At 39.4% G+C, this 16,798-nt stretch carries 13 protein-coding genes and 4 tRNA genes; all 17 read right to left on the reverse strand.

Going from position 1 to position 16,798, the window contains the following annotated elements:
• On the reverse strand, nucleotides 1-980 hold a 980-nt coding region (gene iadA / locus CYP77_RS00325), incomplete at its 3' end, for a beta-aspartyl-peptidase (protein ID WP_103599656.1).
• Nucleotides 977-2,389 (reverse strand): Na+/H+ antiporter NhaC, encoded by a 1,413-nt coding sequence (gene nhaC / locus CYP77_RS00330; RefSeq protein ID WP_103567746.1) that lies wholly within the window; start codon nucleotides 2,387-2,389, stop codon nucleotides 977-979. The genes iadA and nhaC, both read right to left, overlap by 4 nt.
• Before the next feature lie 136 nt (nucleotides 2,390-2,525).
• The gene (locus CYP77_RS00335; protein WP_103599657.1) at nucleotides 2,526-2,915 is read right to left on the reverse strand and encodes a DoxX family protein; all 390 of its coding nucleotides are present in this window, start codon (nucleotides 2,913-2,915) and stop codon (nucleotides 2,526-2,528) included.
• 132 nt (nucleotides 2,916-3,047) lie between these two features.
• Nucleotides 3,048-7,562 carry a DNA-directed RNA polymerase subunit beta' gene (gene rpoC / locus CYP77_RS00340; RefSeq protein ID WP_103567745.1) on the reverse strand — a complete coding sequence of 1,505 codons (4,515 nt, stop codon included), beginning with the start codon at nucleotides 7,560-7,562 and terminating at the stop codon, nucleotides 3,048-3,050.
• On the reverse strand, nucleotides 7,549-11,694 hold the full coding sequence (gene rpoB, locus CYP77_RS00345; RefSeq protein WP_103567744.1) for a DNA-directed RNA polymerase subunit beta: 4,146 nt from the start codon (nucleotides 11,692-11,694) through the stop codon (nucleotides 7,549-7,551). The genes rpoC and rpoB overlap by 14 nt, the downstream gene beginning before the upstream one ends.
• Nucleotides 11,695-11,812: 118 nt before the next feature.
• A complete protein-coding gene (gene rplL, locus CYP77_RS00350) occupies nucleotides 11,813-12,190 on the reverse strand; it encodes a 50S ribosomal protein L7/L12 (RefSeq protein ID WP_012001504.1) in 378 nt (125 codons plus the stop codon).
• Nucleotides 12,191-12,217: 27 nt separating this feature from the next.
• Entirely contained in the window at nucleotides 12,218-12,703 is a 486-nt protein-coding gene (gene rplJ, locus CYP77_RS00355) for a 50S ribosomal protein L10 (RefSeq protein WP_103567743.1), read from the reverse strand.
• 103 nt (nucleotides 12,704-12,806) lie between these two features.
• Nucleotides 12,807-13,508 (reverse strand): 50S ribosomal protein L1, encoded by a 702-nt coding sequence (rplA, locus tag CYP77_RS00360; protein ID WP_103567742.1) that lies wholly within the window; start codon nucleotides 13,506-13,508, stop codon nucleotides 12,807-12,809.
• 59 nt (nucleotides 13,509-13,567) lie between these two features.
• On the reverse strand, nucleotides 13,568-13,993 hold the full coding sequence (gene rplK / locus CYP77_RS00365; protein ID WP_021092996.1) for a 50S ribosomal protein L11: 426 nt from the start codon (nucleotides 13,991-13,993) through the stop codon (nucleotides 13,568-13,570).
• Between the two features lie 10 nt (nucleotides 13,994-14,003).
• A complete protein-coding gene (gene nusG, locus CYP77_RS00370) occupies nucleotides 14,004-14,537 on the reverse strand; it encodes a transcription termination/antitermination protein NusG (protein ID WP_181001463.1) in 534 nt (177 codons plus the stop codon).
• 12 nt (nucleotides 14,538-14,549) lie between these two features.
• The gene (secE, locus tag CYP77_RS00375) at nucleotides 14,550-14,729 is read right to left on the reverse strand and encodes a preprotein translocase subunit SecE (RefSeq protein ID WP_002941070.1); all 180 of its coding nucleotides are present in this window, start codon (nucleotides 14,727-14,729) and stop codon (nucleotides 14,550-14,552) included.
• Between the two features lie 17 nt (nucleotides 14,730-14,746).
• Nucleotides 14,747-14,822: transfer RNA gene (locus tag CYP77_RS00380), tRNA-Trp, on the reverse strand.
• Nucleotides 14,823-14,841: 19 nt separating this feature from the next.
• On the reverse strand, nucleotides 14,842-15,000 hold the full coding sequence (gene rpmG / locus CYP77_RS00385; RefSeq protein ID WP_002941157.1) for a 50S ribosomal protein L33: 159 nt from the start codon (nucleotides 14,998-15,000) through the stop codon (nucleotides 14,842-14,844).
• Between the two features lie 53 nt (nucleotides 15,001-15,053).
• A complete protein-coding gene (tuf, locus tag CYP77_RS00390) occupies nucleotides 15,054-16,253 on the reverse strand; it encodes an elongation factor Tu (protein WP_002941132.1) in 1,200 nt (399 codons plus the stop codon).
• 72 nt (nucleotides 16,254-16,325) lie between these two features.
• Nucleotides 16,326-16,400 (reverse strand) — tRNA-Thr (locus CYP77_RS00395).
• 124 nt (nucleotides 16,401-16,524) lie between these two features.
• A tRNA-Gly gene (locus CYP77_RS00400) sits at nucleotides 16,525-16,601 on the reverse strand.
• A gap of 7 nt (nucleotides 16,602-16,608) precedes the next feature.
• Nucleotides 16,609-16,693, reverse strand: a tRNA-Tyr gene (locus CYP77_RS00405).
• Nucleotides 16,694-16,798 lie beyond the last annotated feature (105 nt).

Genomic DNA, 16,798 nt, shown 5'->3' on the forward strand with positions numbered 1-16,798 from the left:
CTTCTTGCCACGTTTGTCGTAAAATATGGCAACGCCTCCTCGATACTAAAGCCATCTTTTACAAAATTTATAAACTCTTCATATAGGCTCTTAACGCTAGCGATGCCTATTTTTAGTAAATTTCCGTCGCTATCATAGCTAGAGTAGCTACCAAAGCCGTCCGAGCTGATGGTTATCTTATTTGTCGGTAAATTTTCTTTTTTGATGCGCTTTACAGCCTCAAGTGGCGTAAGTCCTGGCATGCAGGTAAAGTCGATATAGCCGCCATCTTTTATAAATTTAAAGCTTTGTTTAAAAAGTTCCTCGTTTCTATTTACGTGCGTTGGCTGAAATAGCGTGATCGGCATGTCGTACTCATTTAGCACTTCATAGATCAAATTTAAGCCCTTTTTGCCGTCGCCCATGTGAAGTGTGGTGTGGCCTGACTTCGAGCTGATCATGCCAGCCACCCTGCCGGCTGAAACGATGTGAGCTAGCTCATCTTTGCTCACGCTTGATGAGCGGTGATCGCTTATGGCTAGCTTAGTACCAATTATCGGATCAACAAAAACAATATCTTTTTCGATCTCGCCAGTTATGGTTGGCGTTTTAGAGCTATATGCGCCCGTGTGAGCGTAGCATGTGATACCCTCGTCGTTTAGTGCGTGAGCTTTTGCCACTAAATTTTCAACGCTTCTTGTTGTGCTGTCAGTTCCAAGTAGGCCAACTGCTGTCGTTATGCCAGCTTCTATTAAATTTGAAAGCATGATCTCAGGCACCCTAGTCTTAAAGCCACCCTCTCCGCCGCCTCCAGTGATATGCACGTGCTTATCAATAAGGCCTGGTATAGCTGTGAAATTTGAAGCGTCGATCACCTTTATATTTGGTAAATTTGGCTCTATATTTTCAGCTATGCAGACGATCTTGCCATTACATATAAATATATCTTTTTTGCCAAGAAATTTTGGCGAGTAAATTTTGGCGTTTTTTATAAGTATCATTTGGCATCCTTGTTTATCTTAGCTATGCCGATGCCTGTGAGTGCTAAAATGATAGCAAAGACAACGCCCATGTAGTTTAGTATCGCCCATGGTAGGTACTCTACCGTTGGCACGCCAAGTGTGGCTGTCATGTATGCGCCTGCTGCTGACCAAGGGATGAGTGGGACGATCACGGTGCCAGAGTCTTCAAGTGTTCTTGATAGGTTTTTGGCTGCTAAATTTTTCTCTTTATAAAAGTCCTTAAACATCTCGCCAGGGATTAGGATAGAAAGATATGAGCTACCTGTGACAAATGCGACAGTTAGGCATGATCCGATAGTCGAGATGATGACACCTGCTGCTGATTTGACCTTTGCCATGATGGTGTGAAGTACCTTTGTAAGCATGCCAGTTTTTGAGATGATACCAGCAAAGCCCATAGCGCAGATGACTAGGATAGTGGTTGAATTTACCGAGCTCACGCCGCCTCTGTTTAAAAGCTTGGTGATATCTTTTGAAAACTCCATCTCGACGCCACTCATCGTGACGTTAAAGCCAGTCATAACTGAGATAAAGCCATTTTTAAAGCTAAAATCTTGAACGATCACACCAAGAAGCACTGAAAATAGAGAAGCGATGATCATTACTGGGATGGTTGGCCACTTTAGCACCGAGCCAGCCAAGACAAAAAGCACAGGCAAAAGCAAGATGATGTTCCAGTGAAAAATTTTATCAAGCTGACCTTGAAGCGCCAAAACCGACTCTGAAACATTTGCGCCACTACTTGCGGCTGCGCTTCCAAAAAATAGATAAGCCGCTACCGCAACAATAGTTGCTGGGATAGTTGTATAAAACATATGTCTGATGTGCTCGTAAAGCTCGCTTCCAGCTGCTATAGGAGCTAGGTTTGTTGTGTCTGAGAGCGGAGAAAGCTTGTCGCCAAAGTATGCTCCTGCAACTACCGCGCCAGCAGTTGCCGCTAAATTTACATCAAGACCTTGAGCTATGCCCATAATAGCGACGCCAACTGTGCCAGCAGAACCCCAAGATGTGCCAGTTACAGTTGAGATGATTGCTGCGATGACAAAAGCAGTTAGGACTAGATATTGCGGACTTATAAGATCCACACCGTAGTAGATGATCATAGGGATAGTGCCTGAAAATACCCACGAGCCAATGAGCAGACCGACTGCCCAAAGTATCATAAGCGCTGGCAAAGAGCTTGAAATTTTCTCTATCACTCCTTCTTGAAGCTCGCTCCAGCTATATCCTAGTCTCCAAGCGATGCCACCAGCCACTAGGGCTGCTATCAAAATGATCGGCTCAACCTTTAGCTTCATATAACCAACGCCAAGTGCAAGGCCTACGATCATAACCAAGATAGGCGTAAGGGCTAGCAAAAACGAAGGCTCTTTTTTTGTCTGTTCCATCGTGTGTCCTTTAAATTTGAGATACTTTTTGAATTTAAAGGCTACAAACTTAAATTGTTATAAAAAAATAAAATAAAATTAAAATTTAAATAAAATGTGTGAAAATTTAGCACATTTAATATGTGCTAAATTTAGATCAGTCTTGCTTGATAGCGTATTTGCCGCTGCCAGTCGAGATGATGCAAAGTGATATAGCGATATAAAGATATATAAGCTCTGCTTTAAAGCCATTTACATTAGTTAGTTCAAGTAAATTTGATAAACCAAAATATGAATACAAAATGACAAGACTAGAGCCAAAAACTAGGAGCGCGCCAAGCCTTGAGTAAAAGCCAACAGCGATCATTATAGGGGCCAAAACCTCGCTAAGATAGGCAAAATATGCCAGAAAACTAGGTAGTCCAGCATCAACCAAAATGCTCTTTACGCCACCGACCCCGTGTAAAATTTTGCCAAAGCCATGCATAAAAAGGCAAAATCCAAGACCTAAGCGTAGAAACAAGAGTCCAAGATCGACATTTTTCATAATATCTCCGTTACATATTTTTAGTTAGGGATTTTATTTAATATTGATTAATGGCTTGTAAATTTTAAAATTTTGTAAGTTTAAGTGGGTAAATTTATGGAAGGATTAAGCCCCTGAGTGGGGCTTAATATATTAGTTTTCTTTGATCTTTATCTTTTTATCTTTGTAAAAGCCAGTACCAACTGGGATCATACGTCCAAGGATGACGTTCTCTTTTAGATCTTCAAGATAGTCAAATTTAGCAGCGATTGACGCTTCTGTTAAGACCTTAGTTGTCTCTTGGAATGACGCAGCCGAGATCACACTATCACTTCCGATAGCCGCTCTTGTAACACCAAGAAGGATCGGCTCAGCGATAGCTGGCTCGCCACCCATTTTCATAATACGCTCGTTCTCTTCTTTAAATTTGTTTCTTGAAACCATGTCGCCAACGATGAAATTTGTATTTCCACTATCGACGATTTTGACTTGGCGAAGCATTTGAGATACGATGATCTCGATATGCTTATCAGCGATCGCAACACCTTGGCGGCGATAAACTTGCTGAATTTCGCTGATCAAATAGTAGTGAAGCGCCTTCTCACCAAGAATTCTTAAGATATCATGGCTTGAAATAAGTCCGTCAGTCAGTTTCTCGCCAGCATGGACAAATTCGCCGTCTCTTACTTGGATCTGGCGGCTCTTTTCGATCAAATACTCAGCTGTCGTGCCATCTTCTGCCTGGATGATGATGCGCTCTTTTGAGCGAAGTGGCTTGTCAAATCTAACAACGCCATCGATCTCTGCAACGATAGCTGTATTTTTAGGGCGTCTTGCTTCAAATAGCTCACTAACTCTTGGAAGACCACCGGTAATGTCTTTTGACTTAGCAACAGCTTTTGGAGTCTTAGCCAAGATGTCAGCTTGAGCTACTTCATCGCCACTTGAAACAAAGATCGCAGTTTTTGGATCAAGCGGATACTTGATCAAATGTCCGCTCTTTGTAGTGATAATGATCGCTGGTTTTACGCCGCTTGGCAAATACTCGTTGATAACAAGACGTCTTTGACCAGTTGCCTCGTCAGCTTGCTCAGTCGCACTATATCCTGGCTCGACATCTTCAAAGCTAACCACACCAGCCTCTTCTGCGATAGTTGGAGTTGAGTATGGATCCCACTCGGCGATTATTAGCTTGTCATCTTTTTCAGGTAGTGAGACCACTGTCGCTCTTTCTACCGCATCATTATCTGATACTTGGATGATAGAATTTCTTGGGATGTAGTGGCGAACTGCCTCACGTCCATCCTTGTCAGAGACGACAACAAAGAAGCCTTTTTCAGTTACTTTGTGACCTTTTTTGATGTCTTTTAGTCTATCAAGGAAGTCACCTTTTAGTATGAAAAATTTAACCACACCATTTGCATCTGCGGTGATCTTTCTAGTTACTGGATCGCCATCTGAAATTTTAAGCTCACTAGCATAAGGGATACGATTTGGAACATTCCAGCCCTCTTTTATTATCTCGACGATACTTTCGTTTTCTTTTACCTTGTCGCCATTTGCATAAGGGATATACATCTTGCCTTCGATCTTACCGCTAACGCCAGCTAGTTCGTTTGGTTTAGCAAGGTCGTTTCTTCTGATAGTATATTTGATCTCTTCTTTTTTGCCTTTGATAACGATATTTACGTCTTCGTGAGCATATTCGATCTCGATTTTACCATCAATTGTTGATTTTATCTTTGGCTCAACAAGTAGCACAGCTGCACTTCTTCTGTTTGCAACGATTTTCTTGCCGTTGTTCTCGTATGTACTAAGGTTGTAATACCTAATAAAGCCCTCTTTTTGAGCGATGACTTGGCGGTCTTGTTGCTCAGTAGAAGCCGTACCACCAATGTGGAATGTTCTTAGCGTTAGCTGAGTACCTGGCTCACCAATTGATTGAGCTGAGATGATACCAACAGCCTCGCCTGGTTTTACAAGTTTACCCTCACCCAAATTTAAGCCGTAGCATTTTGCGCAAACGCCTTTTGGCGCCTTGCACGTGATAGGTGTTCTAATGCTTACTGATTTTATACCAGCTTCTGTTATAGCCTTAGCTTTCTCTTCATCAAGTAAAGTGCCTTCACTAAATAAAATTTCATTTGTTATAGGATCGATCACATCATCTGCTAAAACACGGCCTAATACTCTCTCTTCAAGGCTCTCTATTAGCTCGCCACTCTCTGTGATATCTGTGATCTCAACGCCCTCGTGAGTACCGCAGTCGTGCATTGTGACTTTAACGTTTTGAGCAACGTCGATTAGTTTTCTTGTTAGGTAACCAGCGTTGGCAGTTTTTAGCGCGGTATCTGCAAGACCCTTTCTAGCTCCGTGGGTTGAGTTGAAGTACTCCATTATGTTTAGACCTTCACGGAAGTTTGAAATGATCGGTGTTTCGATGATCGAGCCATCTGGTTTTGCCATAAGACCACGCATACCAGCTAGCTGGCGAATTTGTGCAGCACTACCTCTCGCACCTGAGTCAGCCATCATATAAATTGAGTTAAATCCGCCCTTATCACTTTGGATAAGCTTCATCATCTCGCTTGCAACGCTGTTGTTTGTATCTGTCCAGATATCGATGATCTTATTGTATCTCTCACTATCTGTTAAAAGACCGGCGCCGTATTGCTTTTGAATTTCACGAACTTTTTTCTTGGCTTCGTCGATATACTTTTGCTTGCTATCTGGCACGATAATGTCTGCGATAGAGATAGAAATTCCCGCTTTTGTAGCATATCTAAAACCTAAATTTTTAAGCTTATCAAGGAAGTCAGCCGTTACTTCAAGGCCGCCATTTCTATAAACATAATCAACCAAATTTGCAATGTCTTTTTTCTTCATGATCTTATTCCACATATTTTCAGGAACAAAATCAGGTAGTATCGCTCTTAGGATCAAGCGACCAGCCGTTGTGAAGATGATCTTGTTATCAACCATTGTCTTAATTTTAGCGTGAAGACCAAGAGTATTAGCCTCCTCAGCGATCATTACTTCATCGACGCTTGAGAAAATTTTATTTGCACCTTTTTCGTCATTTCTCTCTAGGCTTAGGTAATAAATTCCCAAAACCATATCTTGTGAAGGGACTGTGATAGCCTTACCGCTTGCAGGAAGCAAGATGTTCATTGAGCTAAGCATCAAAATTTTACACTCAGCAATAGCCTCTTGAGATAGTGGTACGTGAACAGCCATTTGGTCGCCGTCGAAGTCAGCGTTGAACGCCGCACAAACTAATGGATGCAGCTGGATCGCCTTACCCTCAACAAGCACTGGGTGAAACGCCTGAATAGAAAGCTTGTGAAGTGTCGGAGCACGGTTTAGCATGACTGGATAGTCTTTAACGACCTCTTCTAGGCACTCCCAAACCTCATTTGTCTTATCTTCTATCATCTTTTTAGCTTGCTTAACGGTTGTCGCATAGCCTTTTTCTTCAAGGCGAGCAAGCAAATGTGGCTTGAATAGCTCTAAAGCCATCTTCTTTGGAAGACCGCACTGATCCATCTTTAGCTTTGGACCAACGACGATAACAGAACGTCCAGAGAAATCAACACGCTTACCTAGCAAATTCTGACGGAAGCGGCCTTGCTTACCTTTGATGATCTCACTTAGTGATTTTAATGGGCGCTTGTTTGCACCTTTTACTGCGTTTGCTCTGCGGCCATTGTCAAATAGCGCATCAACAGCCTCTTGAAGCATTCTCTTTTCGTTTCTTATAATGATCTCAGGTGCGTCAAGCTCAAGCAGACGTTTTAGACGACTATTTCTATTTATTACACGGCGATATAGATCATTTACGTCCGAAACAGCAAATTTACCACCATCAAGATTAACAAGTGGTCTAAGATCAGGCGGAAGAACTGGTAAATTTGTTATCATCATCCACTCTGGGCGGTTGCCTGAATTTAAAAAGCTCTCGATAACCTTTAGACGCTTTACGATAGTCTTTTTCTTAGCCTCAGAATTTGTAGCCTCCATCTCTTCTTGTAGTTGATTTAAAATTTGAGTTAGATCAAGCTCAGCTAGCATATCATAGATGACCTCGCCACCCATTCTAGCACTAAAACCACTCTCTTCATATCTTGAAGCTAGGCTTTGATATTGCTCTTCGTTTAAAACGTCATATTTTTCAACTTTTTTAGAATTTTCATTGTCATAATAAGCCTCACCAGCATTATCAACAATATATGCCTCATAGTAAAGTACGCGCTCAAGATCTTTCATCTTGATACCAAGAAGCGCACCTATACGGCTTGGCAAGAAATTTACATACCAGATGTGAGCCACTGGAGTTACAAGTTCGATGTGACCCATGCGAGAACGACGAACCTTAGATGTTGTTACTTCAACACCGCATTTTTCACACTTGATGCCCTTATAACGCATCTTTTTATATTTACCACAAAGACACTCGTAGTCGCGGATCGGTCCAAAAATTTTGGCACAAAACAAGCCATCACGCTCAGGTTTTAGCGTGCGGTAGTTGATGGTTTCTGGTTTTTTAACCTCGCCATAACTCCAAGATTTTATCTTCTCAGGACTTGCTAAACGAAGTTGAAAAGCTTCAAAATCACGAGGTCTATGCTCTTCTTTTATCTCAACTGGTTTTAAATTAGTTAGTTTCATTTGTCTCATCCTCATCATATACTTCCACATCAAGAGCTAGTGATTTTAGCTCGTTTGTTAGAACAAAGAACGTCTCAGGGATACCAGTCTCAGGAACGTTTTCACCTCTTGTTAAAGCTTTGTAAGCAGAAAGTCTTCCCTCGACATCGTCTGATTTTACAGTTAGCATCTCTCTTAGTGTATGAGCAGCACCATAAGCCTCAAGTGCCCAAACCTCCATCTCACCAAACCTTTGACCACCAAATAGCGCCTTACCGCCGACTGGTTGTTGTGTAACAAGGCTATATGGTCCAGTACTTCTTGCGTGAACTTTTTCATCAACCAAGTGGTGAAGTTTTAGCATATACATACAACCAACATTAACGCGTTCTCTTATCTTTGAGCCTGTGCGTCCGTCATATAGCTCAGTTTTACCATCGCTATCTATCTTTGCCATCTCAAATAGTTTTGCAAATTCATCAGCTTTAACGCCTTCAAAAATAGGAGTTGCAAATCTTACGCCATTACTCCAATCTTTTGCATATTCAAGAAGCTTCTCATCGCTCATCTTACCAAGAGCTTTTTTAGCGTCCATTAGCTTAGCAACGCTTGCGATCTCTATCATCTTAGCTCTTAGCTCTTTTATCCACTCACCTTTTTTGGTCTCAAAAATTTCATTGATCTGCTCGCCTAAGCGGTAACCAACAAGACCAAGATGGCTCTCTAAAATTTGACCGATATTCATACGGCTTGGAACGCCTAGTGGGTTTAGCACGATATCTACGATCTGTCCGCTTGGAAGATAAGGCATATCGACTTCTCTAACTATATTTGAAACGATACCTTTGTTACCGTGACGTCCAGCCATCTTATCGCCAACTTTTAGTTTGCGTTTTGTAGCTATATAAACTTTTACAAGTTTTACAACGCCGCTTGGTAAAATGTCATCTTTTTCTAAAATTTCTATCTTAGCGTCGTGCTCTTCTTTAAGCTTTTTCTTCTCATTTTGGAAGTAATTTTTTAGCTCATCATATTTCTTTTGGATATCTTTTGAAAAGCTCTTTACGATAGCATTTAGGGTAAATCTATTGATATTCTCAAAGTCAGCCTTATTGATCTTTGAGCCTTTTTTATACTCTTTTTTATTTACTTCTTGATCGCTCGCTAGTGGGTTTTTAGAAAGAAGTGCTGTAACTTTTAGCATCTCTTCTCTGTCTAGCATAAGCAATCTATCGTGGTGCTCTTTTTCTAAAAGCGTCTTCTCTTCTTCATAAGCTTTGTTCGTTCTGCTATCTTTTTCATAACCTTTTTTGGTGAAAATTTTAACATCAACAACCACGCCCTCCATCGAAGCTGAAGCATATAGTGATTTATTTACCACGTGGCCAGCTTTTTCGCCAAAGATCGCACGTAGCAGTCTTTCTTCTGGAGTTGGTTTAACCTCGCCTTTTGGAGATACTTTGCCAACTAAAATCATACCCGGCTTGATCTCTGTACCGATTTTAACAATACCACTTTCATCAAGGTGCATAAGCTCCTCTTCTTTGACGTTTGGTATATCTTTTGTTATCTCTTCAACGCCGTCTTTTAGCTCACGAGCCTCGATCTCTTTTTCATAGATATGAACGCTTGTAAAGGCATCTTCGCGTATCATTTTTTCACTAATAACGATCGCGTCCTCGTAGTTGTAGCCATTCCAAGGCATAAATGCGATTAGCGCGTTTTTACCGATAGCTAGCTCGCCTTTTTCCATGCTTGGACCATCAGCTATGATTTGATTAGCAACGATCTCATCGCCTTTTTTAACGATAGGGTGTTGTGAAAATGTCGTATTTTGGTTTGTTCTTAAATTTTTCTCTAAAGAGTAGTGATCGATATATGGACCAGCTTCATCTTCACCAAGGATAAAGATATTTTTATTATCAACCTTTTCAACTACGCCACCTCGTTTTGCTTTTATGCTCTCCCAAGCATCTCTTGCGATAACGCTCTCCATACCTGTTCCAACGATAGGAGCAGTTGAACGAAGCAGTGGGACTGCTTGACGCTGCATGTTTGAGCCCATAAGCGCACGGTTGGCGTCATCGTGCTCAAGGAATGGGATAAGCGAAGCTGCAACACCAGCTATCATACCAGAGCAAAGGTCGATCAATGTAACATCTTCTCTACGAGCAAGCATCATCTCGCCCTCTTTTCTAACCTCGATCAAATCCTCAACGATATGTCCATTTTCATCAAGCTTAGTTGATGCTGGAGCGATAACATTGCCCTCTTCTTGAGTTGCAGTTAGATAGACTATCTCATCAGTTACCTTGCCATCGACGACCTTTTTATATGGCGCCTCAACAAAGCCAAGGTCATTTACTTTTGCATAAGTTGAAAGAGTGTTTATAAGACCGATATTTTGACCTTCTGGAGTCTCAACAGGACAAATTCTGCCGTAGTGAGTTGGGTGAACGTCACGCACCTCAAAGCCAGCACGCTCTTTTACTAAGCCACCCTCGCCAAGCGCAGATAGACGGCGCTTGTGAGTAACCTCACTAAGTGGGTTTGTCTGATCCATAAACTGGCTTAGCTGACCGCCTGTGAAAAATTCCATAATTGTCGCTGTGATCATTTTTGGATTGATAAGATCATAAGGCATGATCTCATCAGTATTGTTGCTTAGACTTGTAAATTTATCACGGATAGCCTTTTGCATCTTAACAAAACCAAGGTGAAGCTCACTAGCAAGTAGCTCACCGATAGATCTTATACGGCGGTTGCCAAGGTGATCGCGGTCATCAATGTGGCCTTGTCCATTTTTAACTTTTATAAGATATTTTGCAGTTTTGATGATATCTTCGCTAGTTAGCAAAGTAACATACTCTGGCACATCAAGTGAGAGCTTGTGATTCATCTTCATACGACCAACTTTTGTTAAGTCATATCTTTCAGGGTTAAACAATATATCATTTACAAAGCTCTTTGCGGCCTCTTTAACTACTGGCTCGCCAGGTCTCATAACCTTATAAATTCTAATCGCAGCAAGGTCATTTTCATCATCAACGCCCTCGGTTTGTTTTAAAACTTTAAGCATATCATTATCGGCGATAAATGAATTTATGATAGCGTCGTCAACACCAGCTGCGGAGTTGTTTATGATCTCGATACTTTCATGCTCAGCTAAAATTTTTGCAAGTTTATTCTCATCAAGAGCAGATAATGTGTCATATAAAATTTCACCGCTTTCTGTGTTTATCACAGGGTTTGCCAAATATCTACCTATAAGTGCTTCGATCGGATACTCGACAAATTTAACGCCATCTTCGATTAATTTATCAGCTTTTTTCTTTGTTAGACGCTTGCCAGCTTGGTGAAGAACCTCTCCATCTTCATTTTTTATATCATATTCAACTCTTCCTAGATAATCCTCTGGATTGAAAAGAGTTAAAAATTTATTATTTTTAATAACTAAATTTTGTATCGGATAAAATAGCTTAATAATGTCTTGTTTTTTATATCCTAATGCCCTAAACAAGATAGTTACAGGCACTTTTCTGCGCTTATTTATCCTAACATATAAAATGTCTTTTGTATCATATTCAAAGTGTAACCAAGATCCACGATCTGGGATTATTTGGGCTGTATAGATCAGTTTATTTGCAACTGTCGCACTCTCTTCTTGCTTAAAGATAACGCCAGGGCTTCTATGAAGTTGATTTACAACAACACGCTCAACACCATTTATAATAAATGAAATTCTATCTGTCATCAACGGAATTTCACGTATGAAAATTTCTTGCTCTTTTATATCTTTAACGCCAACTTTATCACCAGTCTTATCATCTTTCTCATGGACGATAAGGCGTATTTTCATCTTTAAATTTACAGAGTATGTAAGACCTCTTTCTATACACTCTCTGATTGTATATTTTGGTTTTCCAATCTCTGAGCTAACATATTCTAAAGTCAAACGATTTTGCGGATCATGTATAGGAAAAATCGATTTAAAAACTTTTTCGATACCGCTTTCTGTCTGATTGTTATTTAGATTTAAAAAATTATCAAAGCTCTTTTTTTGTAGTTGTAGTAGGTTCGGAACGTCTATCTCTTTAACGACATTAGAGAAGTCAACTCTAAGACGATTTCCTGAGTATAAGCTATTTAACATTGCATCTACCTCGTGGTAATTTTGAAAGAAAAGTATAGCCTTTTAACAAGGCATCTAAAATTTAAAAAAGAGAGAGCCTCTGCCCTCTCTTGAAATATTAAGCCTAAATAATAAAAAATTATTTAAGTTCAACCTTAGCACCAGCCTCTTCAAGCTCTTTTTTAGCTGCTTCAGCTTCGTCTTTGCTAACGCCTTCTTTAAGAACAGATGGAGTTCCCTCAACTGCGTCTTTAGCCTCTTTAAGACCAAGACCAGTAAGAGCTCTAACAACCTTAATAACGTTGATTTTTTTATCGCCAGAATCAACAAGAACGATGTTAAATTCTGTTTTCTCTTCAGCAGCAGCTGCACCACCAGCAGCAACTGCACCACCAGCTACCATTACAGGAGCTGCACTAACACCAAATTTCTCTTCAAACTCTTTTACAAGTTCGCTAAGTTCAAGTACAGAAAGATTAGATATAAACTCTAATACGTCTTCTTTTGTAATTGCCATTTTTAATCCTTATTATTTTTAATTTAATTAAGCTGATTGTTCTTTTTTCTCTTTAAGCGCATTCAAACCAATTGTGAAATTTTGAATTGGCGCATTCCAAACTTGCAAAAGCATCGCAATAAGCTCATCACGGCTAGGCATTTTAGATAGAGCTTTAACTTTATCAACGCTTGCAACTTCGCCATCGATATATGCTGTTTTAATTTTGAAAAGGTCAGCATTAGCCTCTTCAAATTTTGCGGCTACTTTCGTTACTGCTAATTGATCTTCACTCCAAAGATAGATGTTTGTATCTTTAAGTTCCATTCCGACTTTATCAGAATTTTTAAGAGCAATATTTGCAAGAGTATTTTTAATAACTTGAACTTTTACATTTTGTTCTTTAGCAGAATTTCTTAAAACTTCAAGTTTTTTAACTGATAGACCACGATAGTCACAAACTACAATAGCTTCAGCAGTTTTAAATTCACTCTCTAATTTTGCAACAACTTCAGTTTTTTCGTTACGTGTCACTTTTTCTCCTTTCCGACCGGTAATTTCAAGCAGAGCGGGTCGAATCAATTAAGCCCAATGGCCTCGGCTATCTCCAATCTAAGATATAAATTTGTCTAAATTCTTATTTTAAGTCCATAACCTCTTGAGTATCAAGAGTTACAGAAGGGCTCATTGTTAATGACAATGAAGCATTTTTTACATATCTACCTTTTGCAGTCGCAGGTTTATGCTTATTAATAGCTTTAATAAATGTTGAAATATTTTCATTTAATTGTTCTTTAGTAAAATTGACCTTACCAAGACCTGCATGTATATTTCCTTGCTTATCAACACGGAAATTTACTTGACCACTTTTTGCATTATTAACAGCTTGTGCAACATCCATTGTAACTGTTCCAGTTTTTGGATTTGGCATTAAACCTTTAGGTCCTAAAATTCTACCGACTTTACCTACAAGACCCATTAAATTTGGAGTAGCAATAAGAACATCAAAATTCATTACACCTTTTTGGATATCCTCAACTAGATCATCAGCACCAACTATGTCAGCACCAGCAGCTTTTGCCTCATCAGCTTTAGCGTCTTTTGCTATAACAGCAACTCTTACAACTTTACCTGTACCAGCTGGCAAAACAACTGAACCACGAACCATTTGGTCAGCATGTCTTGGATCAACATTTAATTTCAATGCAATCTCAACTGTCTCATTAAATTTAGCAGAAGCTAAAGTTTTAACTGTATCGATAGCCTCACTAAGGTTATAAATTTTATCTTGCTCTACTTTTTTGAGCAATTCTTGAAATCTCTTACTAGTTTTTCCCATAAATTTCTCCGCATATAAATTGCTTCCGTCTTTTGAAAATCAACCTGACGGTAAAGGTTTTAGTCTATTACTTCGACACCCATTGAACGAGCTGAACCAGCAATAATCTTAGCTGCTTGCTCTTTATCATTTGTATTTAAATCAACAAGTTTTTTCTCAACTATTTCTAAAACTTGAGCTTTTGTTAATTTACCTACTTTATTTTTTAAAGGATTATCTGTTCCTTTTGTTATACCTGCAGCCTTTTTGATAAGGTCCGTAGCAGGTGGTTGTTTTGTGATAAATGTAAAACTTTTATCAGCATAAACAGTAATAACAACTGGGATATTAAATCCAACCATATCTTTTGTTTTTTCATTAAAGGCTTTACAAAATTCCATAATATTAACGCCTTTTTGTCCTAATGCTGGACCAACTGGCGGGCTAGGATTTGCTTTTGTTGCGGCAATTTGTAATTTTATTTCACCTATAACTTTTTTAGCCATTTCTTGCTCCTTAAATTATCTTCTCAACTTGCGAATACAAAATATCAACAGGGGTACTTCTACCAAAAATAGAAACATTGAGTCTAAGCTTGCCATGTATCATATCGTATTCTTCAACAATACCTGTAAAGTTAGCAAAAGGACCTTCTGTTATGCGAACGCTTTCACCATCCTCAAAAAATATTTTAGGTTTTGGTGCCGCTCTTTTTTGAACTTTCTCCAAGATAGTATTTATATCTCTTTCAGTCAGTGGCGTAGGCTTTTTAGCCTCACCAATAAAACGCCCAACCTTTGGCAAAGACTGAATCTTATGCCAAAGAGCTGTATCAAGATCTAAACATGCAAAAGCATATCCAGGATAAAGAGTTCTTTCATTAATTTTTTGCTTACCGTTTTTTATCTCTATTACGTCTTCTGTAGGAACGATAACTTCTTTTAGTTGATCTTCAATACCGTGATCTCTAACTAAATTTTCAATTCCTCTTTTTACTGCCATTTCGCTACCAGCGTAAGTTTGTATAGCATACCATTTATGTGACATTATTTTTTCCTCATTCTATATAACTTTAGAAAGAACAAAGGACATAATAACATCAACAAGAGCTAAAAAAAGTGAAACAACAGCGACCACGATAAAAACTGCAATAAAAGCATTTCTAATTTGTTCTTTAGTAGGAAAGATAACTTTCATTATTTCCAATTTAGATAGCTTTATATAATTTATAAATTTTTCCATAATCTTAACCTTAATTGTGGCAGGGCAAGAGGGATTCGAACCCCCAACCATTGGATTTGGAATCCAGCGCTCTACCGTTGGAGCTATTGCCCTAATAGCTACTTATTCTTAATTAGCTTTTTAACTTAACTTCTTTATGAACAGTATGTTTTTTTAATCTTGGGCAATATTTTTTGAGCTCAACCTTATCTGTAGTGGTTTTACTGTTTTTTGTAGTAGTATAATTAATATCACCACACTCAGAGCATTTTAAACCGATTTTAATTCTCATATATATTCCTTATAGAAAGCCAAAGGGTTTCCCCTTTGGCATAATTTTATAAATTAACCAAGTATTTTTGAAACAACACCTGAACCAACAGTTCTACCACCTTCGCGGATAGCAAAACGAGTACCTTCTTCAAGTGCAACTGGAGCTATAAGCTCAACAGAAATTCTTACGTTATCACCTGGCATAACCATCTCTGTGCCTTCTGGTAATGTAATAGAACCAGTAACGTCAGTTGTTCTTACGTAGAATTGTGGTCTATAGTTGTTAAAGAAAGGAGTATGGCGACCACCTTCTTCTTTAGTTAGGATATAAACCTCACCCTCAAATTTTGTGTGAGGAGTAATTGATTTAGGTTTACAAAGAACCATACCACGTTCAACGTCTTCTTTTTTAGTACCACGAAGAAGAACACCAACGTTATCGCCAGCTTCGCCTTGATCCATCTCTTTTCTAAACATCTCAACACCAGTAACTGTTGTTGTTTGTGTAGGTTTGATACCAACGATTTCTATAGTGTCACCAACTTTAACAACACCTTTCTCAATTCTACCTGTTACAACTGTACCACGACCTGAAATTGAGAAAACGTCTTCGATTGGCATAAGAAGATCTTTATCTGTAGCACGAACTGGAGTTGGGATATAGCTATCAACTGCATCCATTAGTTCCATAATTTTTGCTGACCATTCACCATCTTGTCCAGCTTTTGCCTCTTCAAGAGCTTTAAGTGCTGAACCAGAAACTATTGGAGTATCATCACCTGGGAAGTTATACTCGTTAAGTAGTTCGCGAATTTCCATTTCAACTAGTTCAAGTAACTCAGCGTCATCAACCATATCTGCTTTGTTCATGAAAACAACAATGTAAGGAACACCAACTTGGCGAGATAGCAAGATGTGCTCTCTAGTTTGTGGCATTGGGCCGTCTGCTGCAGAAACAACAAGAATAGCGCCGTCCATTTGAGCAGCACCTGTAATCATATTTTTTACATAGTCGGCGTGACCTGGGCAGTCAACGTGAGCATAGTGACGTTTCTCTGTCTCATACTCAATGTGCGAAGTAGCAATTGTAATACCACGCTCTTTCTCTTCTGGAGCATTATCAATATTATCATAATCTTTTAGCTCAGCAAGACCTTTGCGTGAAAGAACAGCAGATATTGCAGCTGTTAAAGTAGTTTTACCATGGTCAACGTGACCGATAGTGCCTATGTTTACGTGTGGCTTGTTGCGTGAAAATTTTTCTTTAGCCATCTTTTCCTCCGTTATGATATGTGTCTTTATCTAATTCAAATTCGTATAGTAATATAAAATCATATAAACCAGTGGAGCTCATAGCGGGACTTGAACCCGCGACCTCTTCCTTACCAAGGAAGTGCTCTACCTCTGAGCCATATGAGCGAAAAACGCTTGGCTGAGATGATTTTAATCAACATACAAACAACTAAAAATTCATGAAAATAAAGATGGAATAACTGTGTTTAGTAAAATCTAGATACAGCTCCCAGTTTACTTTCCCAAATTTTGGAGCGGGAAACGGGGCTCGAACCCGCGACCCTCAGCTTGGAAGGCTGATGCTCTAGCCAACTGAGCTACTCCCGCATAACAATGGTGGTGAGACGTGGATTCGAACCACGGAAGACATAGTCAGCAGATTTACAGTCTGCCCTCGTTGGCCGCTTGAGTATCTCACCTTAAACATTAATAAGTTATTTTGGTATTTTCTGGTCAAACACTGTTACAAAATGGAGCTGGTGAACGGACTTGAACCGCCGACCCACTGCTTACAAGGCAGTAAG

The sequence above is a fragment of the Campylobacter concisus genome, from assembly GCF_002913865.1.
Taxonomy (GTDB): Bacteria; Campylobacterota; Campylobacteria; order Campylobacterales; family Campylobacteraceae; genus Campylobacter_A; species Campylobacter_A concisus_AM.

Coding starts and splice junctions, on each gene's coding strand:
- nhaC (WP_103567746.1), bottom strand. CDS start 2,389: ATGGAACAGACAAAAAAAGAGCCTTCGTTTTTGCTAGCCCTTACGCCT.
- CYP77_RS00335 (WP_103599657.1), bottom strand. CDS start 2,915: ATGAAAAATGTCGATCTTGGACTCTTGTTTCTACGCTTAGGTCTTGGA.
- rpoC (WP_103567745.1), bottom strand. CDS start 7,562: ATGAAACTAACTAATTTAAAACCAGTTGAGATAAAAGAAGAGCATAGA.
- rpoB (WP_103567744.1), bottom strand. CDS start 11,694: ATGTTAAATAGCTTATACTCAGGAAATCGTCTTAGAGTTGACTTCTCT.
- rplL (WP_012001504.1), bottom strand. CDS start 12,190: ATGGCAATTACAAAAGAAGACGTATTAGAGTTTATATCTAATCTTTCT.
- rplA (WP_103567742.1), bottom strand. CDS start 13,508: ATGGGAAAAACTAGTAAGAGATTTCAAGAATTGCTCAAAAAAGTAGAG.
- rplK (WP_021092996.1), bottom strand. CDS start 13,993: ATGGCTAAAAAAGTTATAGGTGAAATAAAATTACAAATTGCCGCAACA.
- secE (WP_002941070.1), bottom strand. CDS start 14,729: ATGGAAAAATTTATAAATTATATAAAGCTATCTAAATTGGAAATAATG.
- rpmG (WP_002941157.1), bottom strand. CDS start 15,000: ATGAGAATTAAAATCGGTTTAAAATGCTCTGAGTGTGGTGATATTAAT.
- tuf (WP_002941132.1), bottom strand. CDS start 16,253: ATGGCTAAAGAAAAATTTTCACGCAACAAGCCACACGTAAACATAGGC.